Consider the following 26304-nt stretch of genomic DNA (forward strand, 5'->3'; position numbering starts at 1 on the left):
GGTCAGGGATGACCCGTTGTGTCATACACCGCAACTGCAATGCAGAAGGCCCGGTCGAGATGACCGGGCCTTCTTTTTTCAGAACTCATGCAGCGTGCAATGCCGATGCGTGCCTAGCCGGCAACTTCCTCGAAGCGGTTTGCGTCGCGGTTCTTGCGCACCTTGGCCGGATCCCAAACGCGTCCATTCATGGTGATATAGACCCCATCCGGCAGCGTCTGCACCGCAGCCACCGCGCAGCCGATGTTGAACACCGCATCGGAGCCCTGGAAGCGCGCAGGGTTCAGTGCGCCAGTCAGCACGATCACCTTGCCCTTGATGGTCGCCAGTTCTTTCGCCGTTTCCACCATGGTGTCGGTGCCGTGGGTGACCAGTACATGGCGATGCGGCTGCGCCTCGATCGTCGAACGCACCAGCGTGCGATCCTCGGCGCCCATGTGCAGGCTGTCCTTGCGCAGGATCGGGATCACGTCGAACTGGAACGCCACACCGAGCTGGCCCAGGATCTCGCCGATCTGCGGCGCGCCGATCTTGTAGTCCGACTTGTCGTCGAAATAGATCTTGTCGATGGTACCGCCGGTGGTGACGATGGTCAGGTGCTGCATGCGGTTGGCCGAAGAGGGGGACGGGGCATTTTAGCCCGTGCCGGGAGAGAGCGGGTCGCTGCGGTTTTTGTTTGTGGGAGCGGCTTCAGCCGCGATGCTTTTCCAATTGCCCAAAGAGCATCGCGGCTGAAGCCGCTCCCACCGGGAAGTTGCTAGCCCAGCAGCAGCGCAGTGTTGGCAGCATCCGGCGACACCAGTCGATCGAGGCCGTGGCCGACGAAGCGGTGCAGCGCCGCAGACGGGCGTGGATCAGCTTGCCGGTTCGACCAGCTGGCCTGCCGCGCCAGCAATGCCGCCGCTGCGCAACGCGCCAGCGTGAAAGCAAGGCCGCGTGCGCCGGCTTCCAGCATCTCGCGCGTGGTCGCGTGCTGATCAAGCCAGCGCGCAGCAGCGTCCAGCGTTTGTCGGATCGCGCTGGCTGCATGCATGTCGTCGTTGCCGTCGAGCCATGATTGCGTCGCGATACGCAATGCGGCAAAGCTGTCGCCGGCCAGCGCGCGCAGGCTGTCCAGCGACAGCACGTTGGTGGTGCCTTCCCAGATCGCATAGACCTGCGCGTCGCGCAGCAACTGCGGCAGGCCGGTGTCCTCGATGTAGCCGGCGCCGCCGAAACACTCCAGTGCCTCGGAGCAGATCGTCACCGCCAGCTTGCCGGTCCACAGCTTGGCCAGCGGCGTGAGCAGGCGCAGCAGCGCGGCCTCGTGCGGAGCGGCGACGCCGTGCTCAACCCGACCAAGCAATTGCGCGAGCTCGAAGGCCAGCGCGAAGGCACCCTCGAACTCGGCCTGCATGTCGGCCAGCGTCTGCGCGTGCAGAGGATGCTCGATCAACGGACGTCCAAATGCCTGCCGGCGTATGGCGAAGTCGCGCGCGAGGCTGATCGCGCGCGCCATGCTGGCAATGGCGCAGATCGCGTTCCAGGTGCGCGTGACGTTGAGCATCGGCGCCACCTGGCGCACGCCGTGGGCGAGCTCGCCCAGCGGCCACGCAGGCAGGCCGTCCAGATGGATCTCCGCGGTGGGCAGTTCCTGCGTGCCGAGCTTGTCCTTCAACCGGTCGATGATCAGCTCGGGTTTGCGCCGTGCGCCGTCCATCGTCTCGACGTAGAACAGTGCCAGTGCCGCGGCGCCAGCCGGTGCACCTTGCGGACGCGCCAGCGCCAGCGCGGCCTCGCCGACCACCGCCGAGCTGAACCATTTGCGGCCATGCAAGCGCCACTGGCCGCCCGTATCTTGCCGCGCGACGGTCTCGGTGTTTCCCACGTCGGAGCCGCCGGTGTTCTCGGTCATCCACTGGCCGCTGAGCCAGAAGTTCGAAGCATCGCGGCTGAGAAAATGCGACAGCGCGCGCTCGGTCAGCTCTCGATTGCCGGACGCCTTGATCGCCGTGGCGGCGCCGTCGGTCATCGCCAGCGGGCAGGTATAGAACTCGCTGGCCAGGTGATACAGGTAGACGCGGGCGAACTCCTCCAGCCGCGCATGCTCGCTGTCCATGTGGCCGGCGGCCAGCACCGCATGCCGCGTGGTGATCGCCGCGCCTTCCGTCCACGCCGGTGTCAGCTCGATCCGGTCGACGCGCTGCCCCCACGCATCCCACTGGGTCAGCACCGGCTTGCGCCGCGTCGTGGTGCATGCGCGCTGCCACGCCATCTGCGCGTAGTCGCCGAGCGCGTCGAGGTCGGCATCCAGCGCGGCGCGGCGCTCGGCCGGCAGCGCACGATCGAGCAAGGCCAGCAGCAAACGGTCGCTGCGATACGGGTGCGACAGTTGCGGTGAATCCTGCAGGAAGGCCATGGCGCGCTCCACCCAGAGTCGAGGTGTCGAGTATAGGCATGCGGGCATTCGGCGCGTTGCGCTGGCATCATCGAAAGCCATTCCCCGGCGCAGGCGCCACCCATGCACTTTTCCGAAGCGATGCGAAGCGTGACGCGCCACGGCGAGCACTGGCAGGCCACGGTCAGCGAGGACTGGCTGCAGGGACGCAGCGCCTTCGGTGGACTGCAGGCGGCACTCGCCCTGCGTGCGATGCGCGAGCTGGTACCGGCGGACATGCCGCTACGCAGCCTGCAGGTGACTTTCATCGCGCCGGTGCCGGCCGGCAACGTGGCCATCCGCGCGCAATGCCTGCGCGCAGGGCGTAGCGTCATCCAGGTCGAGGCCAGCCTGTGCGACGGCGAGCAGACGCTATGCCGGCTGCTCGGTGTATTCGGCAGTGCGCGCCCCTCGGCGCTGGACTTCCAGCCCGAACAAGCTCCCGTCGTGGCGGTGACGCCGCAGGAACTGCGTTACGTCGAAGGCCGCATGCCCGCCTTCACCCAGCACTTCCGCGCCAGCTGGCTGCGCGGCGACCTGCCGTTCAGCGGCGGCCGCCAGCGCGACAACGTGCTGCAGCTTTCATTGCGTGACGAAGGCCCCGTCGACGAAACCTACGTACCCGCCTTCGCCGACTTCATCCCGCCGATCGCCCTGTCGATGTTCGCCACGCCCATCCCCGGCAGCTCGCTCACCTGGATGCTCGAACTGCTGCGCGATCGCTACGACGACCTCGGCCTGGACGACTGGCGCGTCGATGCGGAACTGATCGCCGCCCGCGACGGCTACACCAACCAGAGCGTGATGCTGTGGGGGCCGGGTGGGGAGCCGGTGGCGTTGAGCCGGCAGAGTATGGTTGTGTTTGGGTGAGGCGGAGTGTTTCGCGTACGGCGTTCGTGCCGTGATCGTGTGCGTGGAAACACAGCGGGATTGAATGGCGGGATTAGGCTGCACCAAGCGCAGCAACTTGTTGGTCTGTGTATGCCTGAGCCCTGTCGTGTACGGTGGCGAGCACGGGATAGGCTGCAGGGATACACTTCATTTTGAAATCTACATAGCGTTAGACCTTGCAGGAGACATTTTCGTGGATCAGAAGGATCAAGAAGAAAAGCTCAATGCCTACTACAAGCTCAACAGACTTCACTTGCAATTTGCCTTCTGGTCAAGCTTGGCCGCTCTAGCTACTGGCCTAGTAATCTTGGTTATCGGCGTCCGCTTAATCTTCTTGGGGTCGGCGGGGCTCACCGGACAATTGGTGACAATTGGCGGCGTACTAACTCAGTTTATTGGCGCTGGATTCTTTCTTCTCTATTCAAAAAATCTCAAGCAACTCAATGTCTTCTACGAAAAGCTTATAAGGCATCAGGACACGTTGTATGCCATGGGGCTGGCCACGCATCATCTCCCCGATGATCGAAAGGCAGACGCAATCGACAACGTTATCTCCATGTTGTTGACACGCAATGAGCCAAAAACCCCCATGTCTCCTGAGATGATGAAGGTCATCACAGACGCAATGCAGGCAAAGCGTGAGAGCAAGATCTAACTACTCGTTCAAGGCGGACGGCTGCGCCTCCGCTTAACTCCAGCGTTAGCGCCCACAGAGAGATCCATGCCTGTCAGTTCAAACACACTAATTCACTTCACAAATGACAAGGAGAGATTGAAATCAATCTTCCTTGAGAACTTCCGTGTCGGATACTGCAAGGAAGCTCCAACGCTTGGCGGGTTCGGGACTAAGTGCTATGTTCCAATGGTAAGTTTTTGTGACATTCCGCTATCCCAAATCAAAGACCATATCTCCAAGTACGGTGACTACGGCATCGGGCTAACTCGCGAGTGGGGAATTCGCAACAAGCTCAACCCCGTCCTCTACTTGGAGCCAAATTCCCTACTATCGGAAAGCTATCGGGCAGCTGCCAACTACTTCCTGGCAAGGGCCAGGGAAGAGAAAGATGTAGTGGCAAAATCAGACGATTATTTCCGGGCTGTAATAGCGCTCGGCGAAATGCTCTCCTACACCAAGAACTATCAAGGACAACTCGTCCGGAGAGACGGGACGACAACTAATGACTACCGGTTCTCGGATGAGCGCGAGTGGCGCTATGTGCTGCCGAGTCAGAATGGCGTCACCCCGATCATGTCAGAGGAGCACTTCACCTCTGATGCAGGGCAGGCCCGATCTAGTGAGGTAGCCGACAGTGTTCGCCTGGAGTTCGAGCCAAACGATATTCGCTACGTGATCATCAAGGACGACTCAGAGATACATGAGTTTGTTGATCATCTCAGGAACGCAAAGCGAAAGAAGTACTCTGAGAGAGACATTGACCGCCTTACAACGCGAATTCTCACCACAGAGCAGATCCGGCAGGATATCTAGGTGGACGCTAACAATTCATTCCAGGCGACGCCGCTTCGCGGCGTGGCTTAATTCTGGCGTCAGGGCGCAGAGGAACCATTGTGGATAAAGCCCTAGGAAAGCGTCTAATCGACCTCGACGATTGGGATCAACGAGTGCGGGCAGATCTCGCGGCAGACGGTTCTCTGTTTGAGGGCTACCATCCGCAAATGGAGGCAGTCCATCGCGCCAATGCCGCTCAACTCCGGGAGATTATTGCGAATCACGGCTGGCCCGGATTCTCGTTAGTTGGAGAGCGCGGCGCCCATGCGGCTTGGCGTATTGCACAACACTCAATCGGAGAACCTGCGTTCATGCGTCAATGCCGCGATCTTTTGCGCCAGGCAAGCGCGAACGGTGATGCACATCCATGGCAGCATGCTTACATGGATGACAGGATCAGACTCTTCGAGGGCCTCCCTCAACGGTACGGAACACAGCTGCAAGAAGGTCAAAACGGGGTTGAGCCGCGTCCCCTGGAGGACGCAGAGAACGTGGATGCCCGGAGGCAAGCGTTGGGCTTGCCGCCTCTGTCAGAAATAATTGCTCGAGCCCGCATGAATCCGCCGCCCGTCCCTACGAATCAAGCAACCAAAGACGCACAAGAGCTTGCTTGGCGTAAACGCGTGGGCTGGCTGTAGCTCACCAAGTACGCACCTGTGTTGAGCGCGGCGACCTGATTAGGCCGCTGGTACGGCACTCCGCCTACACCCCATCCTCCTCCCCCTACACCGCCCATCGCCCCTACCCCACGCCACCTCATTGCTACGCTCCCCACGCCGCCATCCGGGCGGCTTTTTCTTGATGCAAGGGAGTGTTTTCATGAGCCATGACAATCGTATTTCCGCCGTACTGTCGGATGAGGATGTGGCGACGGTGCAGGGGGCGTTGACGGCGATCCGCGGGGTGCTGCCGTTTCTGGTGACGCTGTCGGCGCAGGAGCGGCGCGAGTTGCCGAAGATGGGGCCGAAGTCGATCGGCTTCGACGAGAAGTGCACGACCTACATGGGCAACCGGGCGGAGTTCGTGCCCGGTTTCGTGGAGCTGGCCGAGGTGCAGAAGGATCGCACCCTGCGTGCGCAGTTGCTGCGTTTTGCGGCGGAGCTGCAGACGCTGGCGACCAGCGTGGACGACACCGTGCAGCTGGTGTCCAGCGAGGTATGGATGGCCGACCTGGCCTACTACCAGAGCGTGCGCGAGGCGGCGCACCGCAGCCGCGCCGGCGCGCAGGATATCTACGATGACCTGCGCCAGCGCTTCCCCGGCACCCGCGCCAGCCAGGCCACGCCGGAGCCGGCAACCGCCTGAGCGGCCAGACCCGGCGGGCGGCGGCTGCCGCTTCCTGCCGGGCATCGGGTGCCCGGCGCCGGGTATCAGGCAGCAGGTGCCGGGTATCGCGCCATCCCCGCCGAGCGCGCGGCAGTCTCCGCCGAGTCTTCGACCATCCCCGCCAAGGGCGGCGCACTCGGTGTCGAGTGTTCACTACTCCCCGCCGGGTGTCGGCACCTCGCCGTCGAGGGTTTTTCCATCCCCGCCGACTGGCGCGGAGTCGGCGCCGACGGTTTCATTGTCGACGCCGGAGATCAGGCACTCGGCGCCGGGTGATGGGCACTCGCGCTCGACTGCCGACGCACTCGACGTCGATTGAAATTCAATCGACGTCGGGGAAACCAGGCGCCGGATTCATCCAGCTTCCACCGTGCGCGCAAGCGCCCGCCATTCCACTCCAGCATCGAGACCGCCATGACCGATCCCATCGAGCCGGTGACCAACGACAAGATCTACGGAATGATGGCCGCCCTGCAGGTGTCACTGCGGGCGCTGACCAAGTCGCATCCGAATCCGGCGGCGCTGATCTACGAGTTCCATCAGGAGCATGAGGAGACTTACGCGCTGCTGGTGGCGCAGGACATCCCCGACAGCGTGCTCGAGTCCTATCGGAGCATGTTGCACGCCATATCGCCGAACACCGACGTCGCGCCCTGATTCCCGTGCGGACGGCGGTCAGGCGTGGCGCCGCCGGTCAATCGCGCGCGGGCGGCGCAGCAGGCGGCCGCCGCTTCACCCCGGCGCCCAGCGCCGCGATCAGCAACACGGTCAGCACGATTTCGGCGATCGCCAGCCAGCGCTCGCCTGCCGAACTCCATGCCTCGGACACGCCGTGGCAGAAGTAGAACAGGCTGAGGATGCCGACCCAGAGCAGGGCGCGGCGCATGTCGCGCAGGGCGAGCAGGGGCAGCAACAGCGGGACGACGGTGATCGCGAGTACCAAGGTCAGCGGCATGCTCTGCGGCGGCACCAGCCAGGCATGCCATACGAGTTGCAGCACGATGAGCAAGGCCCAGGCGATCATGCCGACGCGATAGACCGGCAGGATGGGTGCGCGCGTGGCGGTAGTCATGGCCTGTCCGCCAGTCGGCGGGCCACGTCGGCCAGGCGCCGGCCCAGTGCGCGGGCCAGTTCGCGTTCGTGTTCGCTGATCGCGTTGTCGCCCTTGGCGCCGGCCACGTGGCTGAGGCCGTAGGGTGTGCCGCCGCTTTGCGTGGTGGTGAGTGCGGGCTCGGTGTAGGGCAGGCCGACGATCAGCATGCCGTGATGCAGCAGCGGCAGCGCCATCGTCAGCAGGGTGGATTCCTGGCCGCCGTGCATGGTGCTGGTGGAAGTGAACAGCGCCGCCGGCTTGCCGACCAGTGCGCCGCTGGCCCATTCGGCACCGGTCGAGTCGAGAAAATATTTCAGCGGCGCGGCCATGTTGCCGAAGCGGGTCGGGCTGCCCATGGCCAGTCCCACGCAGTCGAGCAGGTCCTGCCTGGTCACGTACGGTGCGCCGTCCTCGGGTTCCGGCGGTTGCGCGACTTCGGTCACCGGCGCCACCGGCGGCACCTGGCGCAGGCGCGCGCGCATGCCGGGCACTTCCTCAATGCCGCGCGCGATCAGTCGCGCCAGTTGGGCGGTGTGGCCGCTGCGGCTGTAGTAGAGGACGAGGATTTCCTGGTTCATGCGCTGCAGCTCATAGGGATGGGACTCATGTGCTTGGGACATTCATCGGCAATACGCTAGTGTACCGACCGATGCCCACATGTTGGCCGTGGCGTGCTGCTGCCGACGCAAGGATACCGATGGTCCGACGCTTCAATCGCGATCGCACGAAGAGCTTCAGCCGCTTCATCTGGCAGCGCTTCGTCGATGACAAGTGCTTCGAGACGGCCGGCGCGCTGTCGTACACCACGCTGGTGTCGCTGGTGCCGCTGACGGTGGCGGTGTTCGCGATGTTCTCGGTGTTCCCGGTGTTCCAGCCGGCGCGCGACACGTTGGTCAATTTCGTGTTCAACAACTTCGTGCCGTCGGCCGGCGAAGCGGTGCAGAACACCATGCTGGGTTTCGCCGCCAACGCCAGCAAGCTCACCGGCATCAGCATCCTGGTGATGCTGTTCAGTGCGCTGTCGATGATGATCAGCATCGAGGATCGGCTGAACCGGATCTGGCGCGTGCATCAGCCGCGCAGCTGGAGTTCGCGCCTGCTGTTGTACTGGGCGGCGTTGACGCTGGGACCGATCCTGATCGTCGGCGGCGTTGCGGTGACCTCCTACGTGACCGCGGCGCCGTTGCTGCACACGGCCGCCGACCAGCTGGGCGGCATCGCCCGCAGTCTGCTGAGCGTGCTGCCGTTCCTGGTGACGTTTTTCACGCTGTGGCTGATGTATGCGGTGATCCCGAACTGCAAGGTGTCGCGCCGCGATGCGGCGATCGGCGCGCTGCTCGGCGCGGTGCTGTTCGAAATCGCGCGCTGGGGCTTCACCGTGTTCGTGCAGCAGGCGCAGTCCTATCAGCAGATTTATGGTGTGTTGGCGGCGATCCCGATCTTCCTGCTGTGGATCTACCTGTCGTGGGTGATCGTGATCCTGGCCGCTTCGATCGCTGCCTCGGCGTCCGCGTTCGAATACCACGCACCGATGGAAACGCTGCCCGAGGGCGCCGAGTTCCTCGGCTTGCTGGTGGTGCTGCGGCACTTCGTCGACGCGCAACGGAGCGGCGACTGCGTGGATCCGGCCGACGTGCGCGTGAAGGAACCATACCTGCGCAGCACCCTGATCGCCGCCTATTTCGAGGATCTGCAGGAGGCCGAGCTGATCCGGCGTGGCGAGGCGGGCGGCTGGCTGCTCTGCCGCAGCCTGGACAGTACCGACCTGCTGCGCGTGTACCGGCATACCGACTATCGCCTGCCGCTGCAGCCGGTGCAGGAGGCCGCTGCCCTGGGCATCGACCTGCCGCCGGAGTTGCTGGCCATGCTGGCGGAGCTGGCCCTGGCGCTCGAGGCCAAGCTGGGTGCGCGGCTCGACCAGATCTATCCCCCGACTGCCGAACCGGCAGCCGATACCGAGGTACTTCCCGCATGACCCTGTTCCCCTCACTCCCCACATCGGCTGCCGCGCTGGTGTTCGCACTGGCACTGACCGCGCCCGTGCAAGCGGCCATGCCGACCCAGCCCACGCTGCAAGTCAGCACGCTGGATGGCAAGACCTTCGATCTGGCCGCGCAGCGCGGCAAGTGGGTGATCGTCAACTACTGGGCAACCTGGTGCGTGCCGTGCATCAAGGAGATGCCGGACATCTCGCACTTCGTCGCCACGCATAAAAATGTCGCGGCGATCGGGCTGGCCTACGAGGACAGCGAGCCGGCCGACATCAAGGCGTTCCTGGCCAAGCATCCGGTGGTGTATCCGATTGCGCAGGTCACCCTGGACAAGCCGCTGAAGGATTTCGACGAGCCGCGTGGCCTGCCGACCACTTATCTGATCAGTCCGGATGGCAAGGTGGCCAAGCGCGTCGTGGGCCCGGTCACCGAGGCATCGCTGGCGGCCCTGATCGGCCAGCCGTGATGGGTATGCCGTGATGCCGAGCGCGAGGTTCATCGTCAGCGGCAGGGTGCAGGGTGTGTGCTATCGCGCCAGTGCCCGTGAGCAGGCGTTGAGCCTCGGGCTGACCGGGCATGCGAAGAACCGTTTGGACGGCTGTGTCGAGGTGCTGGCCTGTGGGCCGGCCCACGCGCTCGATGCACTGGAGCGCTGGTTGCAGCGCGGACCGCCGGCGGCGCGCGTCGAGGCGGTCAGTCGCGAGGAGTTGCCCGAGCAGGATCTGCGCGGGTTCCATACCGGCTGAGCGTCAAAATGTATTCGGCACCCCCCCGGCCACGTCGGTGACGTGCTCGGTTTTCGGCTTGCCCTTGAGTTTGGGCAGCTTCACCTGCGGGACTGGCTCGTCGTGCAGTGGCACTTGCTGCAGCAGGTGGTGGATCAGGTTGACCTGGCCACGCTTCTGATCGTTGAAGTCGACCACGAACCACGGCGCGTATTCGCGCTGCGTACGCTCGATCATCACGTCGCGCAGCTTGCCCATCTCGGCGTACTTCTGCCGCGCGACCATATCGACCGGCGACAGTTTCCAGCGCTTCAGCGGATCGTCGGCGCGTTCGGCAAAGCGCTTTTCCTGCTCGACCTGATCCACCGCCAGCCAGTACTTGAGCACGATGATGCCGTCGTCGGTAAGCAGCTTCTCGAAGGCGGGCACGGCGTCGAGGAAGGCCTCGTACTGCGCCTTGCTGCAGAAGCCCATCGCCGGCTCGACCACGGCGCGGTTGTACCAGCTGCGGTCGAACAGCACGAGCTCGCCGGCACAGGGCAGGTGGGCGACGTAGCGCTGGAAATACCACTGCGTGGTTTCCTGCTCGCTCGGTTTCGGCAGCGCAGCGATGCGATAGCCGCGCGTATCCAGGCTCTGGGTGATGGCCTTGATGGTGCCGCCCTTGCCTGCGGCGTCACGGCCTTCGAAGATCACCAGCAGACGTTTACCGCTGCAGTGCAGACCATGCTGCAGCCGGATCAGTTCGAGCTGCAGTTCCTTCATTGTCTTGCGGTAGTGCTTGCTCATGAGTGTCCAGCCTCCAAACCTCTCAGCCTGGTCATTCCGGCGTTCGCCGGAATGACGACAAGGGAACGGGCCGTCGCAGGGTAACCCAGCCTGTCGTGACGGCGAGGTTCAGACGCTGCCGAGCGCCTGCAACTGGTCGGCCTGGTGCTCGCGGGTCAACGTGTCGATCAGTTCGCCGAGATCGCCCTGCATGATTTCGGTGAGGCTGTAGAGGTTCAGGCCGATGCGGTGGTCGGTGACCAGATTGTCCTTGTAGCGATACGTGCGGATGCGCTGGCTGCGATCGCCGGTGCCGACCTGCAGCCGGCGTTCCTCGGCTTGCTCGGCACTCTGTTTGCTGCGTTCGGCATCGAGCAGACGCGCCTTCAGCAAGCTCATCGCACGGGCGCGATTCTTGTGCTGGCTGCGTTCCTCCTGACACTCCACCACGGTGCCGGTCGGCAGGTGGGTGATGCGGATCGCCGAGTCGGTCTTGTTGACGTGCTGGCCGCCAGCGCCCGAGGCGCGGAAGGTGTCGGTCTTGAGGTCGGCTGGATTGATCGTGATGTCCTCGATCTCGTCCAGTTCCGGCAGCACCGCCACGGTGGCGGTGGAGGTGTGCACGCGGCCCTGCGACTCGGTGGCCGGTACGCGTTTCACGCAGTGGGTGCCGGATTCGAATTTCAGCTGCGAGTAGGCGCCGTTACCCTCGATGCGGGCCACGATTTCCTTGTAGCCGCCATGTTCGCCGGCATGCTCGCTGAGTATTTCGACGTGCCAGCGACGACCTTCGGCGTAGCGCAGATACATGCGGAACAGGTCACCGGCGAAGAGGGCCGCTTCATCGCCACCGGCGCCGGCGCGCACTTCGAGATACAGATTCGCCTGGTCGCGCGGGTCCTTCGGCAACAGCAGCAGTTGCAGCTCGCCATCCAGGTCGAGCAGGCGCTGTTCCAGCCGCCGCACGTCGTCGGTGGCCATCTCGCGCAATTCGGGGTCGCCCAGCATGGCGCGGGTATCGACCAGCTCGCGTTCGGCCTGAGCGTGCTCGCGCAGCGAGCGCGTGACCGGTTCGAGCTGCGCATATTCCTGCGAGAGTTCGCGGAAACGGACGTTGTCGGCGTGCACGTCGGGTTGCGACAGCAGCAGGCCGATTTCCTCGTGGCGTTCGGCCAGTGTTTCGAGCTTGCGACGGATCGATGGAGTCATGGGAACAGGACGACGGGCGAGGGTGGCGTGACGGGCAGGCGAAGCCTGCACCGTGGCGAATGACAGCGGAACAGCGGCAGCCAGCCGCTCTCGCTATGCGTCCCGCTTTGCCTGTTCCTCATCGAGCCCGTACAGCCGGCCGGCCGCGTGGAGCAGGTCGAGATCGCCGCTCAGCGCCGCCTCGCGCAGCCGCGCGCTGGGATGGTGCAGCAGCTTGTTGGTCAGCGTGTTGGCGAGGAATGCCAGCGCCTCCTCCGGCGATTTGCCGTTGGCCAGCATGGCGCGAGCCTTGCCCAGCACTTCGTCACGGTAACCCTCGGCATGCTGGCGCATGTCCATCGCCGGATTCTTCAGGGTCAGCGCGCGGCGCCAGGCCATGTACCGATTCACCTGCAGATCGATGATCGCCTCGGCATCGTGCGCGGCGGCGGCGCGCGAACGGCGGTTGTCGTCGATCACCTGATGCAGGTCGTCGATGCCGTAGAGGTAGATGTCCGGCAGCTCGCCCACGGCCTCCTCGATGTCGCGCGGCACCGCGATGTCGACCATGAACATCGGCTTGCGCCGGCGCGTCGCCATCGCCTGCTCGACCATCGCGCGGGTCACGATCGGTTGCCGCGCGGCGGTGGAGGAAATCACGATGTCGGCCTCGGCCAGATGCTGCGGCAGCTCGGCCAGCGAGATCGCATAGCCGCCGTAGCGGCCGGCCAGCTCCTGCGCACTTTCCAGCGTGCGGTTGGCAACGATCAGTCGGCGCACCTGTTTTTCCGCCAGGTGGCGGGCGGCCAGTTCGATGGTGTCGCCGGCGCCGATCAGCAACACGCAGGCCTGCTTGATGTCGGCAAAGACCTGCTCGGCCAGCCGCACCGCGGTGAACGCGACGGAAACCGTATGCGCGCCGATGCGGGTGTCGGTGCGTACCCGCTTGGCCACCGCGAAGGTGTGCTGCATCAGCCGGTCCAGCGGCGCCTTCAGCGCCTGCGCTTCGCGCGCCTGCTGGTAGGCGTCCTTCACCTGGCCGAGGATCTGCGGCTCGCCCAGCACCATCGAGTCCAGCCCGGTGGCGACGCGGAACATGTGGCGCACGGCTTCGTGCTCATCGTGCCGGTACAGGAACTCATCCAGTTTGCCCGGGGTCAGATGATGATGACGATTCAACCATGCGCGCGGAATGTCCTCGGCCCCGGCCGCCACGCTGACATACAGCTCGGTGCGGTTGCAGGTGGACAGGATCATCGCCTCTTCCACGCCTGGCTCGCGAGTCAGCGCGAGCAGGGCCTCACCGGCGGCGTCCATGTCGAACGCCACCTGTTCGCGCAGGCTGACCGGCGCGGTGAGGTGATTGAGCCCGAGGGCGATCAGCGGCATGGTGTGGGGAGCATCTCGGCGGCAGGGATCCGGCGGCGTAGGCTAAGCTTGGCGCAACGTCGCCATGCGATGACCAGTGCGACCAGAACAGGCATGTGGATGGACAGTAGTGTGCGCAGCGCGGCGACCAAGTTCAAGCAACTGCGGCATTTTACGGCAGTAGCGCTGCTGGCGCTGGGGTTGGGCGCGTGTGCCGCCACGCCGCTGCGGACCGCGCAGAAGACCTCATCCACGCCGCAGCCGCTGGCGCAGGTGGTGGTCGCCACGCCGGACGCCGGTCATGACGTGATGGCGCAGTTGCTGGCGGGCGAGATGGCGCTGAACCACACCGACCTGAAGACAGCATCAGGCCATTACGGCAAGGCGATGTTGTTGAGCGGCGATCCCAAGGTGGCTGAACGGGCCGCCAGTCTGGCCATCGCCATCCACGACAATGAGGCTGCCCAGCGTGCATTGGATCGCTGGCAGGTGCTGGATGCCAAGCCGGCCGAGATGGCGCAGGCGCGGGCCGAACTGGCACTGGATCGTGGCGACGCCGATGAGGCGCGGCGCCAGCTGGAACTGCTGACCGGCAGCACCGCCAAGGATGCCTGGCGCCAGTTCGGTCGCGTGCTGGTGGGTGCCCGCGATCAGGCCCAGGCTGGCCGCTTGCTGGAGGCACTGGCAACCCCGCAGCGCCTGCCGGGCGATGTGCAGGCGTGGCTGGCGATGAGCGAGCTGGGCGACAAGTTCGGCCGGCACGCCTATGCCGTGCAGATCGCCGAGGCGGCGATGCAGCGCTTCAAGAGCGCTGAAACCTATGCGTGGGCCGCGCAGATGAAGTTCCGGGATGGCGATCGCGAGGGCGCTCGCGCGTTGCTGCAGAAGGCACTGGCCAAGGAGCCGCAAAACGCTCGCCTGCGGCTGGCTTACGCCGGCATGCTCAGCGAGGCTGGTGACTACGTGGGCGCGGCCAGACTGCTTGAGCATGGCCCGCAGGACGCCGATATCTATGCCCTGCGCGCGGGGCTCGCTGCCCACAACAAGGATGGCAAGGCGTTGGCGGCGCTGTATCAGGATTTGCAGAAGGCTGCGCCCGACGTGCGCGAGAAGAGTGCCTATCTGCTCGGCCAACTGGCCGAGATGCAGCATCGCGACGCCGAAGCACTGACGTGGTACGGCCAGGTGGGCGACGACGACGTGCATGCGTTCGATGCCGATCTGCGCAGCGCGATGATCCTGCATGCGCAAGGCAAGCTTGCCGAGTCACATCAGCTGCTGGAACAGCTGCAGCTGGATTCTCTGGATCAGCCGGCGCAATTGCGCCAGGCCTGGCAGGCCGACGCCGAGCTGTATCTGGGCGAGCAGCAGTACGCCAAGGCCGAGACGGCGTTCAGCCGCGCCCTGCAGGTGGTGCCGAACGATCCGGGTCTGCTGTACGGCCGTGGCCTGGCCTATGCCGACGGCGGCCAGGTCGATCTGGCGATACAGGATTTCGAGCAGTTGCTGAAGATCAAGCCCGGTGACGTCGACGCCAGCAATGCGCTGGGCTACACGCTGGCGGATGCGAACCGCGACCTGCCCGCGGCCGAGCGACTGATCGGTGCCGCCCGCGCGGCCAAGCCGGATGATCCGGCGGTCGCCGATTCCTGGGGCTGGCTGCAGTATCGCCAGGGCCATCTGGAGCAAGCCGCGCAGACCTTGCGTGACGCGTGGGCGGCGCGCAAGGACGCCGATGTCGGCGTGCATCTGGGCGAGGTGTTGTGGAAACAGGGGCGCCAGCAGGAAGCGCAGAAGGTCTTCGACGACGTGCGCAAACTCGATCCGAAGAGCCGCAGCCTGCAGGAAACCCTGAAGCGGTTGCAGCCATGAAGCAACGATTGAGGGTTCTCGCAGCAGTCGCATTGCCGCTGCTGCTCGCCGCCTGCGTGCCGGCCGTACGCATGAAGGGCGACGCCGGCCTGCTCAACGCCCAGCTGGCGCGCGAACAGGCGCTGGCCCATGCCGATCATTGGGTGCTGCAGGGCCGGCTCGGTGTTTCCGATGGCAAGGACGGCGGCAGCGGCAGCTTCAGCTGGACGCAGAACGGCGACCAATACGAATTCGTGCTGCGCGCGCCCATCACCGGCAAGAGTTTCCGATTGAGCGGCGATCCCGCTGGGGCCTTGCTGGAGGGTCTCGATCCGGGCCCACTGCGCGGGCCGGATGCCGAGGCGCTGATGCGCAAGGCGCTGGGCTGGGAAGTGCCATTGCGCGACCTGCGTGCCTGGGTGCTCGGCTTGCGTGCCGACAGCGGCCCGGCCGAATTGAGTTTCGGTGCGGATCGGTTGCCGTCGCTGCTGCAGCAGGACGGCTGGGCGGTCGATTATCGCGAATGGGACGCCACCCGGGAGCCGCCGCTGCCGAAGAAGGTGTACGCCGAGAAACTGCCGTACAAGGTGAAGCTGTCGATCGAGTCGTGGCAGTTCCAGTAAGCCCGTCGCCGCTCCGATTGGGTTAGGCTTTGCGCCCCTCAGGCGGCGCGACCGTTACCCGAGTTCCGGAATCACGATGGCATTCCTCATCGAACGTGCAGACCCGAGTCAGGTCGACGCCCTGTGCGCGATCGAGCGCAAGGCCGTGCAGTTGTTCCGGGGTCATCCGGCATGGGCGAGCTACTCGGTCATGTCGATTCCGCCGGAGTTGCTGCAGCAGGCGATCAGTCGTGGCCTGGTCTGGGTCGCGTTGAACGAAGCGTCCGCCCCGGTCGGATTTGTCTGGCTGGATACGGACGCTGGCGGTAGTGCCATCGGCATCGCCGAAATCGACGTGTTGCCGGATTACGGCCAGCGTGGCATCGGCGCGGCGCTGCTGGCGCACGCCTGCGACTGGGCGCGGGCGGCCGGCTACCGACGGGTCGATCTGGGCACCCTGGCCGATGTGCGCTGGAATGCGCCGTTCTACGCAAAACACGGCTTCGCGGTGGTCGACAAGGACGGTCCGGCATTTGCGTATGCGCGCCAACGCGATCGCGAGAATGGATTTCCCGATCACTTGCGGGTGTTCATGAGCCGGTCGTTGTCCGCGCCTGGTCGCGACGAGTGGACGGTATGGCCGGCGCCGGCCAAGTTGAACCTGTTTCTGCGCATCACCGGGCGGCGAGCGGACGGCTACCACGAACTGCAGACGGTGTTTCGCCTGCTCGACTGGGGCGACGAGATCCGCCTGCGTTTGCGCGAGGACGGCGCGATTCGCCGCCTGCATGAGGTGCCTGGTGTGCCCGCGCACAGCGACCTGATGGTGCGCGCGGCGCAGCTGCTGCAACGGCATTCGGGCACGGCCGCCGGCGTGGATATCGAGGTGGAGAAGCGCATTCCGATGGGTGGCGGGCTGGGCGGCGGAAGTTCTGATGCGGCCACGATGCTGGTGGCGCTCAACCTGCTGTGGCAACTGGATCTGGGTGAGGATGCGTTGGCCGAACTGGGCCGCCAGCTCGGTGCGGACGTGCCGGTGTTCGTGCGCGGACGCTCGGCCTGGGCGGAAGGCATCGGCGAAAAGCTCACTGCGCTGGCCTTGCCGCCACGCCACTATGTCGTGCTCGATCCGCACGAGCCGGTGCCAACCGCTGCGCTTTTTCAAGCGCCTGAATTGACACGAAATGCCCCGCGGGCGACAATTTCATCCTTTGTTTCCGGTGAAACGACGGAAAATGCCTTTACGCCGGTCGTGCGGGCGCGGCACCCGCGGGTCGCAGCGGCACTGGACTGGCTCGGTGGCTTCGGTCAGGCGCGACTATCCGGTAGCGGTGGTTGCGTGTTTCTTGAAACGGGTTCACTTCATCGGGCATGGACTGTGGCCGCACAGTGTCCGACGGCATTCACGGCGCAGGTGGCCACGGGTGTCGAGGTTTCACCTTTGCAGGATGCACTGGCGCGCCACCGGGGCGCGGATCGAGCGACACGAACAACCTGACGGCCACGGGCATCACGGCCGTCGACAGAGACAGATACGAGCGAACACAAATACTACTGGGGCGTCGCCAAGCTGGTTAAGGCACGGGATTTTGATTCCCGCATACGCAGGTTCGAATCCTGCCGCCCCAGCCACTTCATGATGGCTTTTGTTTCGAGGTAACACTGTGGACACGTCCACCCCGATGATGCTGTTTACCGGTAACGCGCATCGTACCCTGGCGGAGGATGTCGCCCATCGTCTGGGCGTGCCGCTGGGTAAGGCGCTGGTCGGTACGTTCAGCGATGGCGAGGTGCAGATCGAGATCGAGGAAAACGTTCGCAAGCAGGAAGTGTTCGTGCTGCAGCCGACCGGCGCGCCGAGTGCAGTGAACCTGTTCGAACTATTGGCCCTCACCGATGCGCTCAAGCGCGCCTCGGCGGCCAGCGTCACCGCAGTGATTCCGTATTTCGGCTATGCAAGGCAGGATCGCCGGCCACGTTCGGCGCGGGTGCCGATCACCGCCAAGCTGGCTGCCAGGATGATTGGCGCCGCCGGTGTGGATCGTGTGCTGACGGTGGATCTGCACGCCGACCAGATTCAGGGATTCTTCGATATCCCGGTCGACAACGTGTATGCCTCGCCGGTGCTGCTGGCCGATATCTGGCGCAGCCACAGCATGGAAGACCTGATCGTGGTCAGTCCGGACGTGGGTGGCGTGGTGCGCGCGCGCGCAATCGCCAAGCGGCTGGATGACGCCGATCTGGCCATCATCGACAAGCGCCGCCCCCGGGCGAACGTGTCCACCGTGATGAACATCATCGGTGACGTGGACGGCAAGACCTGCGTGATGGTCGACGACATCGTCGACACCGCCGGCACGCTGTGTGCGGCAGCTGCAGCTCTGAAGGAGCGCGGCGCCCGCAAGGTGGTTGCCTACTGCGTGCATCCGGTGCTGTCGGGCGCCGCGATCAGCAATATCGAGGGCTCCCAGCTGGATCAGCTGGTAGTCACGAACACCTTGCCGCTGCGCCCGGAAGTGCAGGCCTGCGCCAAGATCCGTCAGCTCTCGGTCGCCGAGCTGCTGGCGGAAACCATTCGCCGCATCGCCTTTGGCGAGTCGGTGAGTTCGTTGTACGTGGATTGATTTCGCCGGGGCGGCGTAGCCGCCCGGCACTATCGGCTTTTCTGGTCGCGGAAAAGTCACAAAACCGCCGCGAGGCGGTTCTTCAGAACCCAAGGTAATACTGAAATGGCCAAGACTCATGAAATCAAGGCGCAGAGCCGCAAGGACGAGGGGAAAGGTGCGAGCCGCCGCCTGCGTCATGCCGGCTTCGTGCCTGCCGTCATTTACGGCGCCGGTCAGGATCCGCAAAGCATCCAGATCGAGCACAACACCATCCTGCTCTCCGCCAAGCACGAGTGGTTCTTCTCGTCCGTCCTTGATCTGAATGTGGACGGCGCGGTGCAGAAGGTGCTGGTGCGCGACTGGCAGAAGCATCCGTTCAAGCAGCTGATGATGCATATGGACTTCCTGCGCATCGACGAGAATGCAAAGCTGCGCGTGAACGTGCCGCTGCATTTCCTCAATCAGGAAACTTCCACCGCCGGCAAGACCTCCGGTGTGGTGATCTCGCACAACCTGACCGAGGTGGAAATCCTCTGCTTGCCCAAGCATCTGCCCGAGTTCATCGAGCTGGATCTGGGTGCGCTCCAGGCGGGTGACATCATTCACCTGTCCGACCTCAAGCTGCCGGCCAATGTCGAGTTGCCGGCGTTGCAGCTGGGTGAGGCCCACGATATCGCGGTGGTCACGGTGAACGTGGTCAAGGAAAGTGCCGCGGACGCCGCCGAAGACGCCGCCGCCGAGGCCGAAGCCGAGGCGAACAAGGCTGCAGCTGCGAAGCCTGCCGCCAAGGCCGCCGCCAAGCCTGCCGACAAGAAGTAAGTCATGCCGTGTCCCGCGCTCGCATCGAGCGTGGGACATCATGGCGGGTCGCTCATGGCTGCATTGCAACTCATCGTCGGGCTGGGCAATCCCGGCGCCGAATATCTCAGAACCCGGCACAACGCCGGGTTCTGGTTTGTGGACGCTCTGGCAAGCGGGCAGGGCGAGCGCTTCGGTTTCGACGGCAAACTGCATGGCGAAACCTGCCGGGTACGCATCGGCGGCCAGCAGGTATGGCTGCTCAAGCCGGCCACCTTCATGAACAAGAGCGGCATCGCCGTGGTCTCGGCGTTGCGTTATTACAAGATCGAGCCGGAACAGTGCCTGGTGGCACACGATGATCTGGACCTGCCTGCCGGCACCGTGCGGATGAAATTCGACGGCGGCCACGGCGGCCAGAACGGCTTGCGCGACATCATGGCCCACCTGGGTCACGGCAAGTTCCATCGGCTGCGCGTGGGCATCGGTCATCCCGGCCACCGCGATCAGGTCACGCCATGGGTGCTGGGCCGGCCATCGGCACAGGACGAAGACGCGATCCTCGGTGGCATCGCCCGTGCGCTGGACGTGCTGCCGCTGGCGGTCGACGGCCAGTTCGACAAGGCAATGCAGCAGTTGCATACGACAGAAGACGGCAAAACCAGGTAACACCACCATTCATGCGGCAAATGCGGGCTACAGGCCGGTCATTCGATCGGTTCGCCACACGCGTTTCCCCACCGGAATCATCATGGGCATCAAATGCGGCATCGTCGGTCTGCCTAACGTCGGCAAGTCCACCCTGTTCAACGCGCTGACGAAAGCCGGCATCGCCGCGGCGAACTTTCCGTTCTGCACGATCGAGCCGAACGTCGGCGTGGTGCCGGTGCCGGATCCGCGCCTCAACGCGCTGTCGGCCATCGTCAACCCGCAGAAGGTGATTCCGACTGCGGTGGAGTTCGTCGACATCGCCGGCCTGGTTGCTGGTGCGTCGAAGGGCGAGGGTCTCGGCAACAAGTTTCTCGCGCATATTCGCGAGGTCGACGCGATCGCCCACGTGGTGCGTTGTTTCGAGGGCGACGTGATCCACGTCGCCGGCAAGGTCGATCCGATCTCCGACATCGACACCATCGACACCGAGCTGGCGCTGGCCGACCTGGAGTCGGTCGACAAGGCGTTGAACCGTGCCGAGCGCGCGGCGAAGGCGAACGACAAGGAAGCCATGGCGAAGAAGCCGGTGCTGCAGAAGCTCTCTGCCGGCCTCAACGAAGGCAGGTCGGCGCGCAGCCTGGGCCTGGACGAGGAAGAGAAGGCGCTGGTGCGCGACCTGTTCCTGCTCACCCTGAAGCCGCTGATGTACATCGCCAACGTCGCCGACGACGGCTTCGAGAACAACCCGTTGCTGGATGCCGTGCGCGAGCGCGCCGTCGCCGAGGGCGCCGAAGTGGTGCCGGTGTGTGCGGCGATCGAGGAGGAGATGGCGCAACTGGAAGACGCCGACCGCGACGAGTTCCTGAAGGACATGGGCCTGGACGAGCCGGGCCTGAACCGGGTGATCCGTGCCGGCTACAAGCTGCTCGATCTGCAGACCTACTTCACCGCCGGCGTGAAGGAAGTGCGCGCGTGGCAGGTGAAGCGTGGTGCCACCGCACCGCAGGCCGCCGGTGTGATCCACACTGATTTCGAGCGCGGCTTCATCCGCGCAGAGACGATCAGCTACGACGACTTCATCCAGTACAAGGGTGAAGCCGGTGCCGGTGCGGCCGGCCGGCTGCGCAAGGAAGGCAAGGAATACATCGTCAAGGACGGCGACGTGCTGCACTTCCTGTTCAACGTCTGAAGGTCGGCTGCACCGCAGATCTCCGATCCTCGCGACGAGGCGGGGCGTCCGTCACTTGAGATATTTCTCCATCCACCCCACCCACCGGCGGTAGACATCGCTGACCTGCACGATGTCGTGGGGCAGGTGCGATGTCTCGGGATAGGCGTAGAACTCGACGGTGACGCCATTGTCGCGCAGCCCGTGGTACCACTCCTCGGCGTTCACCAGCGGCACGTTCGAATCCATCGCGTCGCCCAGGATCAGGGTCGGTGCCTTGACGTCGCGCACGTAGTTGATCGGTGATTGCGCACGCCAGATGTCCCAGCCGGCATTCGTCCAGGGCGATGAGCCGAAGAGGTGGGCGTCGGCCTCCTGGTAATAGGAGATGCTGTAATCCATCAGCCAGTCGGTGAGCGGCGCGCCGGCGACGGCAGCTTTCCACACGTCGTAATGACTGGTGAGCCACGCGGTCATGAAGCCGCCATACGACCAGCCGGTCACGCCGATGCGGCTCTCGTCCACCATGCCGAGCTTCTCCACGGCGGCGAGACCCGCCATCACGTCCTTGCCCGGGCCGTCGCCCGTATTGCGATAAATGGCGTGCTGGTATGCGTCGCCCAGATTGGTGCTGCCGCGATAGTTCGGCTGGAACACCAGGAAGCCGGCGGTCGCCAGCAGTTGCGCCAGCTGCTGGAAACCCGCGTTGGAGGAGATCGGAGGGCCGCCGTGGATCACCAGTACCAGCGGATACTTGCGGCCCTGCTGGTAACCGACCGGGTAGACCAGTACGCCATCTTCGCGAAAACCATCCGGGCCGCTCCATTCGATGGATTCGGTGCGGCCCAGGTCGAGACTGTCCGTAAAGGCGTTCACGTCGGTGAGTCGGCGTGGCCTGGCGCTAATGGAATCCAGAACGTACAACTCACAGGGATGATTGGCCGTGGTGCCGATAAAAGCGATGACGCCGGTTCCTGAAACGCTCATGCTGGTCGTACTGCTGCTCGTCGTGATGCCCAGGCCGTTGTTGGCTTCCACGTGGCCAAGGTCGAGCAGCGTGGCTTTCCCCGATAGCGGTTGCTTCCAGAGCACCGTATGCGTACCCAGCCCACCAGCGGCGATCAGTGTCCGGCCGTCCGGCATCCAGACGTAGTTGCTGAAATGGCGCGCCAGTGCCGCCGTTGCATCGTAGGTCCGGCCGTCCACGTTCACATACACGGCGTCGCCATTGTTCCGGTCGCCGCCGCGCGGGCGCGAGAACGCATGGGCGTCGCCCACCGGCGCGAATTCGATATGGTCCGAGCCTGGCGCGGGAACCAGCGTCCGCATCTCGCCGCTCGCGACATCCACTTCGCCGATGACGGAATGAAACGACGACGCCCAATGCACATCCGGAAACCGGGTGAACGCGACGCGCTTGCCGTTGCGACTCCAGATGGGCGTCGTCGCGCCTCCGTGATCGGTACCGAGGCTGAAGGCGCCTCGGGTCAGCTGTCTGGCTTTCCCGCCCGCGGCCGGAGCCACCCACAACTGCCAGGGCGCTACATCCTTGGTCAACAGGAAATGGCCGTTGGTGACCTGGAACACCTTGTTGTGCGCCTTGATGGCTTCTGCGTGGAGCGGCGGATCCTGCGCGATGAACGCGAAGCTTTTCCCGTCCGGACTCCAGGCATAGTCATCCACGCCTTGCTTGTTGTCGGTCGCACGCCATGTGCGGCCACCGTTCATCGACATCACGAAGATCTGGGTTTTCCCGGTCCTCGGGTCCTTCGCGAGGAACGCCAGGCGCGTGCCGTCAGCTGACCAGCGCGGCGAGGAAAGGTTCTCGCGATTTCTGACGAGCGTGCGGCGTGTACTGTTCGCCACAGCCACCAGGTCGATCTTTTTTTTGGCTTTATCCGTTTTCCAATCCGGGGTGGAAACTATCACGGCGATTTCTTTCCCGTCAGGGGAAATCTGCGGATCGCCGAGGGAGACGATCCGCTGCAGATCACTCAGCTGGAAAACGGGCGCCGTTGCCGCCGTCTCTCCCACGGGGCACGCCAGCAAACATGCGATCCAGAGAATGGCAGACCGTGCGGATTTCATGCGTATTCACCGGTCGAGAAGCCGCTCAAGGCATCTCGCTGCATCTCCGGTTCACTCACTATGGCTGCCGCCCAGTTTCATGTTCGCTTCCAGGAAGATGGCGCGGCCGATCGGGTTGTTCCAGGGGATGTAGTAATACGGGTAGCTGGTCCAGGTGGGGTCGCGCCGCGGCTTGGTGTCGAACAGGTTGTCGATGGCCAGCGACAGGTTGAAGTTCTTGGTGACGTTGTAGCTGAGCGTCGCGTTGTAATTGAAGCTCGGAGCGAGGCGAAGTGTGCCGTCGTAGTTCGGTATGCCGCCCATGCGCGAGCCGTAGAGCGTGGTGGTGAAGTCGTGGTAGGTCCACGTCACCGAGGCGTTGGCCTTGGTACGCGGGATCAGGTAGTAGTAGATGTCAGTCATTTCATTGTCGACCGGCGAGTCGGGCGAAAGCCGTGTCCGATGCATGATCACGTAGGTCGCGCCAGCGTGGAAATCGAACTTGCCGAACCGGTCGGTGGCCAGGCGATAGTGCGTGTCGAAGTCGACGCCCGCGGTGTGGTCCGTGGCGGCATTGATCGGAAGTACCAGCACCGAGGTGATGCCGTTCGGGTTGTAGCCGGCGGTCGGTGAGTTGCGCACGACCTGGCTTTCGACCTGCTGGCAGAATGACGAATTGCCGTCGACCGGGGCGCCGTTGGCGTCCACACCCAGGCGGCAATCAGCCTCCTCGCGCAGGACCTTGTCGCTGTCCTGGTACTCGACTTCGTTGTTCACCCTGATGTTGTAGTAGTCGGCGGTGAAGTCCAGGTTCGGCGTCGGCGAATACACGAAGCCGTAGGTGAGGGATTTGCTGGTTTCGTCCTTCAGCGCGGTACTGCCGTGGCTGCGTCCGTTGAAATCCACATTGCCGTTGCTGCAGTTGTCGTAATAGTCCGGGCCGGTGTCCGGTTCATCGAGGCGGCACTGGTAATAGTCCGTTCCGCTGGAACTGGAGCCGCTGTCGCCGGCATACAGATAGGCAAGATCGGGCGCGCGGAAGCCCGTGCCCAGCGAGCCGCGCAGCAGCAAGGTCTTGAAAGGGCGGTATTCGAAGCCGAGCGCATAGGTGGCCTTGCCCGACGAGTTGGCGCCGTACTCGTATTTGTCGTAGCGGCCTGCAGCGGTAAGCATCAGCTGCGAGAACACCGGTACGCTGAATTCCACGCCGAGCCCGGAGTGGTCGCGCGAACCGACCGCGACGGCGTTGTGCAGGCCGTAATAGCTGCCATCGAGCGAGAGCGGATCGGGCTTCAAACCGAAATACTGGTTGCCGTATTCGGCCACGGCAGCGAAACCGACTGAGCCCGCCGGTAGATGGAACAGTTCGGTGTTGCTGACGGTGAAGGACCAGTCCTCGGAGCGGCTCTTGTCCCGGTCGATCGAGTCCTGGGTGATGGAGCGGAACTGTGCCACGGTCAGCGGTGTGTAAAAGCGGCTGATCGGCGCGTTGTAGATCTGATAGCCACTGTCCGGATCGACGCCCAGCGACGGTCCCAGGTACAGGGCCTGCGCCTTGGCTGCGATCAGCGCCGGCCATTTGCTCTTGAGCTGGTTTTGCGAGTGGCCGAACGAGGCTTCGTAATTCCACTGGTCGTCGTGGCCGAAGCTGCCCTTCAAGCCGGTGGTCAGCGACAGCGTGTTGTTGATGTTGCGGATTTCGCCGGGCCTGAGGCCGCCGTTTTCCTCGAGCGTGAAATAGTTGCGTTCCCACTGCTCGACCTGGCCGGTGGCCTGGTTGTAGAACGGCGTGGGCGTGCAATCGCCGTTGAGCTTCTCGCAGTTCAGCCACTTCAAGGAGGTGTTGTAGCTGTCCTGGTGGGACGTGCTGGCCAGCACGTCCAGGAACAGATCCATGTGATCGTTCACGTGGTAGGTGGCCGAGCCGAAGAAGTTGGCGGACTTGCGCCCGTTCTCCAGCGTGCCGTAGTCAAGGTCGTCGTAGCTCCCGCAGTAATAGCCGGGCCCGCCGTTGTTGTCGGGCGCATACCCGGAACGCGACGCATAGAAAACCGAACCCTGATCCAGATGGGACAGGCTGTCGCAGGTGGCCTTGCCCGGATCGAGGTAATTGCCGTTGACGTCCTGGCGAACGAACGTATGGCCGGCCACGATACGGGAAGGCTTGGCCGGACTGTCCAGACGCGAATCGGTGAAGCTGCGCTGGTAGTCCCAGATCGGTTGGGTCTCGTAGAGTTCCAGGCCGAACACCGAATCGAACCTGCCCTTCGAGAAGCCGCTGCTGATCTGCAGCCGCTGCGAGCTGCCACCGCCGTGCTGGGTGTCGCCGACGCGGTAATCGAAGGTGGTGCCGTCGACCTTCTTCTTCAGGATGAAGTTGATCACGCCCGACATCGCGTCGGAGCCGTAGATCGCCGAGGCGCTGCCGCTGAGGATTTCCACGCGATCGATCAGCGAAGTCGGCAGGTTGGAAATGTCGGTGAAATTGCTGTTGCCATCGTAGGCCTGCGGGTAGTCGGCGATGCGCCGGCCATTGACCAGCACCAGCGTGTGGTTGGGACCGAGCCCACGCAGATCGACCGCCTGCGCACCCGGCGAGAAACCATCGGTGCTCTGGTTGTTGTCGAGCGCGCCGAGGTTCTGGGTCAGGGAGGTCATCACGTCGGAGACGGTGGCAAAGCCGTTGCGGGCGATGTCCTGCGAGGTGATGGTAGTGACCGGTGCCGGCCCCTCGATCTGCGCGCGCGGAATGCGTGAGCCGGTGACAACGATTGCCTGCAGCTTCGTCGCCGACGCCGGGTCGGCACCGCTGCGCACGGGTCGGCTCGTTGACGTGGAACGAGACGACGACGGCGGAACGCGCGGACCATCGCCCTTCACGATCACCATGGCTCCGGAGGCATCGTGGTGCACGCTGAAGCCGCTGCCGGCCAGCAGGCGTTTCAGCGCTTCGTCGGTGGACAGCGAGCCGCTGACCCCCGGCGTGTGCAGGCCGCGCAGCTGATCCGCCTGATAGATGAACTGCGCACCCGATTGCCGGGCCAGGCTGTCGAGTGCCGTGACGAGATCTCCGGCGGGAATACTGACAGGCCGGACAAGGTTGGTCTGCGCGTAAGCGGCGACCGATAGCGAGCAGGCCAAAGCGAGCACGGTAGTGCGGAACGAACGGATCATGGTCACCCTCTCCCCAGGGCGGCGCGCACGATGGCGCCGATTGATTAGCGTGACGAACGTGCGATGCAAATCCCGCCCGTCGCTTCTTCGTGCGCGCGGCGGTCCAAAGCC

The 26304-nt window shown here is 64.3% G+C and carries 25 protein-coding genes and 1 tRNA gene; 17 read left to right on the forward strand and 9 right to left on the reverse strand.

Features of this window, described 5'->3' with window-relative positions:
• Positions 1–113 precede the first annotated feature (113 nt).
• Together EAH75_RS16855 and EAH75_RS16860 are read right to left on the reverse strand one after the other, a co-directional pair.
• A complete protein-coding gene (locus EAH75_RS16855) occupies positions 114–605 on the reverse strand; it encodes an asparaginase domain-containing protein (RefSeq protein WP_140653518.1) in 492 nt (163 codons plus the stop codon).
• A 152-nt stretch (positions 606–757) separates the two neighbouring features.
• Positions 758–2398 (reverse strand): acyl-CoA dehydrogenase family protein, encoded by a 1641-nt coding sequence (locus EAH75_RS16860; RefSeq protein ID WP_140806288.1) that lies wholly within the window; start codon positions 2396–2398, stop codon positions 758–760.
• A 102-nt stretch (positions 2399–2500) separates the two neighbouring features.
• On the opposite strand from EAH75_RS16860, the gene EAH75_RS16865 reads away from it, so the two are divergent.
• From EAH75_RS16865 to EAH75_RS16885, 6 genes are all read left to right on the forward strand, one after another.
• Positions 2501–3286, forward strand: a complete 786-nt coding sequence (locus EAH75_RS16865; protein WP_140806289.1) for an acyl-CoA thioesterase — start codon at positions 2501–2503, stop codon at positions 3284–3286.
• Between the two features lie 214 nt (positions 3287–3500).
• Complete coding sequence (locus tag EAH75_RS16870; RefSeq protein ID WP_140806290.1) at positions 3501–3962, forward strand: TRADD-N-associated membrane domain-containing protein; 462 nt, start codon at positions 3501–3503, stop codon at positions 3960–3962.
• 66 nt (positions 3963–4028) lie between these two features.
• Positions 4029–4796, forward strand: coding sequence for an abortive infection system antitoxin AbiGi family protein (locus EAH75_RS16875; RefSeq protein ID WP_140806291.1), 768 nt, complete (start codon positions 4029–4031; stop codon positions 4794–4796).
• A gap of 80 nt (positions 4797–4876) precedes the next feature.
• A complete protein-coding gene (locus tag EAH75_RS20180) occupies positions 4877–5455 on the forward strand; it encodes a DUF6624 domain-containing protein (protein WP_428993518.1) in 579 nt (192 codons plus the stop codon).
• 181 nt (positions 5456–5636) lie between these two features.
• A complete protein-coding gene (locus tag EAH75_RS16880; protein WP_140806292.1) occupies positions 5637–6122 on the forward strand; it encodes a hypothetical protein in 486 nt (161 codons plus the stop codon).
• Positions 6123–6557: 435 nt separating this feature from the next.
• On the forward strand, positions 6558–6800 hold the full coding sequence (locus tag EAH75_RS16885) for a hypothetical protein (RefSeq protein ID WP_140806293.1): 243 nt from the start codon (positions 6558–6560) through the stop codon (positions 6798–6800).
• 37 nt (positions 6801–6837) lie between these two features.
• Here the strand turns inward: EAH75_RS16885 and EAH75_RS16890 are convergent, their stop codons facing one another.
• Together EAH75_RS16890 and wrbA are read right to left on the reverse strand one after the other, a co-directional pair.
• On the reverse strand, positions 6838–7215 hold the full coding sequence (locus EAH75_RS16890; protein WP_140806294.1) for a DUF2069 domain-containing protein: 378 nt from the start codon (positions 7213–7215) through the stop codon (positions 6838–6840).
• On the reverse strand, positions 7212–7814 hold the full coding sequence (wrbA, locus tag EAH75_RS16895; RefSeq protein WP_140806296.1) for an NAD(P)H:quinone oxidoreductase: 603 nt from the start codon (positions 7812–7814) through the stop codon (positions 7212–7214). The genes EAH75_RS16890 and wrbA overlap by 4 nt, the downstream gene beginning before the upstream one ends.
• A gap of 119 nt (positions 7815–7933) precedes the next feature.
• Here wrbA and EAH75_RS16900 point away from each other — a divergent pair, with 119 nt between their 5' ends.
• From EAH75_RS16900 to EAH75_RS16910, 3 genes are read left to right on the forward strand one after another with little or no spacing between them, the layout of a single operon-like run.
• Positions 7934–9211 carry a YihY family inner membrane protein gene (locus tag EAH75_RS16900; RefSeq protein ID WP_140806297.1) on the forward strand — a complete coding sequence of 426 codons (1278 nt, stop codon included), beginning with the start codon at positions 7934–7936 and terminating at the stop codon, positions 9209–9211.
• Complete coding sequence (locus EAH75_RS16905; RefSeq protein ID WP_140806298.1) at positions 9208–9693, forward strand: TlpA family protein disulfide reductase; 486 nt, start codon at positions 9208–9210, stop codon at positions 9691–9693. Before EAH75_RS16900 ends, EAH75_RS16905 begins: the two co-directional genes overlap by 4 nt.
• A gap of 13 nt (positions 9694–9706) precedes the next feature.
• Positions 9707–9973: an acylphosphatase gene (locus EAH75_RS16910; RefSeq protein WP_140806299.1), complete on the forward strand. Its 267-nt coding sequence runs from the start codon at positions 9707–9709 to the stop codon at positions 9971–9973.
• A 3-nt stretch (positions 9974–9976) separates the two neighbouring features.
• Here the strand turns inward: EAH75_RS16910 and ppk2 are convergent, their stop codons facing one another.
• The 3 genes from ppk2 to hemA form a co-directional block, all read right to left on the reverse strand.
• The gene (gene ppk2 / locus EAH75_RS16915; RefSeq protein WP_140806300.1) at positions 9977–10741 is read right to left on the reverse strand and encodes a polyphosphate kinase 2; all 765 of its coding nucleotides are present in this window, start codon (positions 10739–10741) and stop codon (positions 9977–9979) included.
• A 108-nt stretch (positions 10742–10849) separates the two neighbouring features.
• Positions 10850–11929, reverse strand: coding sequence for a peptide chain release factor 1 (prfA, locus tag EAH75_RS16920; RefSeq protein WP_140806302.1), 1080 nt, complete (start codon positions 11927–11929; stop codon positions 10850–10852).
• 93 nt (positions 11930–12022) lie between these two features.
• A complete protein-coding gene (gene hemA, locus EAH75_RS16925; protein ID WP_140806303.1) occupies positions 12023–13297 on the reverse strand; it encodes a glutamyl-tRNA reductase in 1275 nt (424 codons plus the stop codon).
• Positions 13298–13390: 93 nt separating this feature from the next.
• On the opposite strand from hemA, the gene EAH75_RS16930 reads away from it, so the two are divergent.
• The 8 genes from EAH75_RS16930 to ychF all read left to right on the forward strand — a co-directional run bounded on the left by EAH75_RS16930 (position 13391) and on the right by ychF (position 20973).
• The gene (locus tag EAH75_RS16930) at positions 13391–15148 is read left to right on the forward strand and encodes a tetratricopeptide repeat protein (protein WP_140806304.1); all 1758 of its coding nucleotides are present in this window, start codon (positions 13391–13393) and stop codon (positions 15146–15148) included.
• Complete coding sequence (gene lolB / locus EAH75_RS16935) at positions 15145–15750, forward strand: lipoprotein insertase outer membrane protein LolB (protein WP_140653542.1); 606 nt, start codon at positions 15145–15147, stop codon at positions 15748–15750. The genes EAH75_RS16930 and lolB overlap by 4 nt, the downstream gene beginning before the upstream one ends.
• Positions 15751–15826: 76 nt before the next feature.
• On the forward strand, positions 15827–17227 hold the full coding sequence (gene ispE, locus EAH75_RS16940) for a 4-(cytidine 5'-diphospho)-2-C-methyl-D-erythritol kinase (protein WP_140806305.1): 1401 nt from the start codon (positions 15827–15829) through the stop codon (positions 17225–17227).
• A gap of 57 nt (positions 17228–17284) precedes the next feature.
• Positions 17285–17361 (forward strand) — tRNA-Gln (locus tag EAH75_RS16945).
• A 50-nt stretch (positions 17362–17411) separates the two neighbouring features.
• Positions 17412–18353, forward strand: a complete 942-nt coding sequence (locus EAH75_RS16950) for a ribose-phosphate diphosphokinase (RefSeq protein WP_193557813.1) — start codon at positions 17412–17414, stop codon at positions 18351–18353.
• A gap of 105 nt (positions 18354–18458) precedes the next feature.
• On the forward strand, positions 18459–19154 hold the full coding sequence (locus EAH75_RS16955; RefSeq protein WP_140806306.1) for a 50S ribosomal protein L25/general stress protein Ctc: 696 nt from the start codon (positions 18459–18461) through the stop codon (positions 19152–19154).
• A 54-nt stretch (positions 19155–19208) separates the two neighbouring features.
• Positions 19209–19802: an aminoacyl-tRNA hydrolase gene (gene pth, locus EAH75_RS16960; protein ID WP_140653549.1), complete on the forward strand. Its 594-nt coding sequence runs from the start codon at positions 19209–19211 to the stop codon at positions 19800–19802.
• An 82-nt stretch (positions 19803–19884) separates the two neighbouring features.
• A complete protein-coding gene (gene ychF, locus EAH75_RS16965; protein WP_140653551.1) occupies positions 19885–20973 on the forward strand; it encodes a redox-regulated ATPase YchF in 1089 nt (362 codons plus the stop codon).
• Positions 20974–21024: 51 nt separating this feature from the next.
• Here the strand turns inward: ychF and EAH75_RS16970 are convergent, their stop codons facing one another.
• Positions 21025–23040, reverse strand: coding sequence for a S9 family peptidase (locus EAH75_RS16970; RefSeq protein ID WP_140806307.1), 2016 nt, complete (start codon positions 23038–23040; stop codon positions 21025–21027).
• Between the two features lie 51 nt (positions 23041–23091).
• Entirely contained in the window at positions 23092–26193 is a 3102-nt protein-coding gene (locus EAH75_RS16975; RefSeq protein ID WP_140806308.1) for a TonB-dependent receptor, read from the reverse strand.
• Positions 26194–26304: the final 111 nt, after the last annotated feature.

The sequence above is a fragment of the Rhodanobacter glycinis genome, from assembly GCF_006438785.1.
In the GTDB taxonomy this organism is placed as follows: Bacteria; Pseudomonadota; Gammaproteobacteria; order Xanthomonadales; family Rhodanobacteraceae; genus Rhodanobacter; species Rhodanobacter glycinis_A.

Coding starts and splice junctions, on each gene's coding strand:
- EAH75_RS16855 (WP_140653518.1), bottom strand. CDS start 605: ATGCAGCACCTGACCATCGTCACCACCGGCGGTACCATCGACAAGATC.
- EAH75_RS16860 (WP_140806288.1), bottom strand. CDS start 2,398: ATGGCCTTCCTGCAGGATTCACCGCAACTGTCGCACCCGTATCGCAGC.
- EAH75_RS16865 (WP_140806289.1), top strand. CDS start 2,501: ATGCACTTTTCCGAAGCGATGCGAAGCGTGACGCGCCACGGCGAGCAC.
- EAH75_RS16875 (WP_140806291.1), top strand. CDS start 4,029: ATGCCTGTCAGTTCAAACACACTAATTCACTTCACAAATGACAAGGAG.
- EAH75_RS16880 (WP_140806292.1), top strand. CDS start 5,637: ATGAGCCATGACAATCGTATTTCCGCCGTACTGTCGGATGAGGATGTG.
- EAH75_RS16885 (WP_140806293.1), top strand. CDS start 6,558: ATGACCGATCCCATCGAGCCGGTGACCAACGACAAGATCTACGGAATG.
- EAH75_RS16890 (WP_140806294.1), bottom strand. CDS start 7,215: ATGACTACCGCCACGCGCGCACCCATCCTGCCGGTCTATCGCGTCGGC.
- wrbA (WP_140806296.1), bottom strand. CDS start 7,814: ATGAACCAGGAAATCCTCGTCCTCTACTACAGCCGCAGCGGCCACACC.
- EAH75_RS16900 (WP_140806297.1), top strand. CDS start 7,934: ATGGTCCGACGCTTCAATCGCGATCGCACGAAGAGCTTCAGCCGCTTC.
- EAH75_RS16905 (WP_140806298.1), top strand. CDS start 9,208: ATGACCCTGTTCCCCTCACTCCCCACATCGGCTGCCGCGCTGGTGTTC.
- EAH75_RS16910 (WP_140806299.1), top strand. CDS start 9,707: ATGCCGAGCGCGAGGTTCATCGTCAGCGGCAGGGTGCAGGGTGTGTGC.
- ppk2 (WP_140806300.1), bottom strand. CDS start 10,741: ATGAGCAAGCACTACCGCAAGACAATGAAGGAACTGCAGCTCGAACTG.
- prfA (WP_140806302.1), bottom strand. CDS start 11,929: ATGACTCCATCGATCCGTCGCAAGCTCGAAACACTGGCCGAACGCCAC.
- hemA (WP_140806303.1), bottom strand. CDS start 13,297: ATGCCGCTGATCGCCCTCGGGCTCAATCACCTCACCGCGCCGGTCAGC.
- EAH75_RS16930 (WP_140806304.1), top strand. CDS start 13,391: ATGTGGATGGACAGTAGTGTGCGCAGCGCGGCGACCAAGTTCAAGCAA.
- lolB (WP_140653542.1), top strand. CDS start 15,145: ATGAAGCAACGATTGAGGGTTCTCGCAGCAGTCGCATTGCCGCTGCTG.
- ispE (WP_140806305.1), top strand. CDS start 15,827: ATGGCATTCCTCATCGAACGTGCAGACCCGAGTCAGGTCGACGCCCTG.
- EAH75_RS16950 (WP_193557813.1), top strand. CDS start 17,412: ATGATGCTGTTTACCGGTAACGCGCATCGTACCCTGGCGGAGGATGTC.
- EAH75_RS16955 (WP_140806306.1), top strand. CDS start 18,459: ATGGCCAAGACTCATGAAATCAAGGCGCAGAGCCGCAAGGACGAGGGG.
- pth (WP_140653549.1), top strand. CDS start 19,209: ATGGCTGCATTGCAACTCATCGTCGGGCTGGGCAATCCCGGCGCCGAA.
- ychF (WP_140653551.1), top strand. CDS start 19,885: ATGGGCATCAAATGCGGCATCGTCGGTCTGCCTAACGTCGGCAAGTCC.
- EAH75_RS16970 (WP_140806307.1), bottom strand. CDS start 23,040: ATGAAATCCGCACGGTCTGCCATTCTCTGGATCGCATGTTTGCTGGCG.
- EAH75_RS16975 (WP_140806308.1), bottom strand. CDS start 26,193: ATGATCCGTTCGTTCCGCACTACCGTGCTCGCTTTGGCCTGCTCGCTA.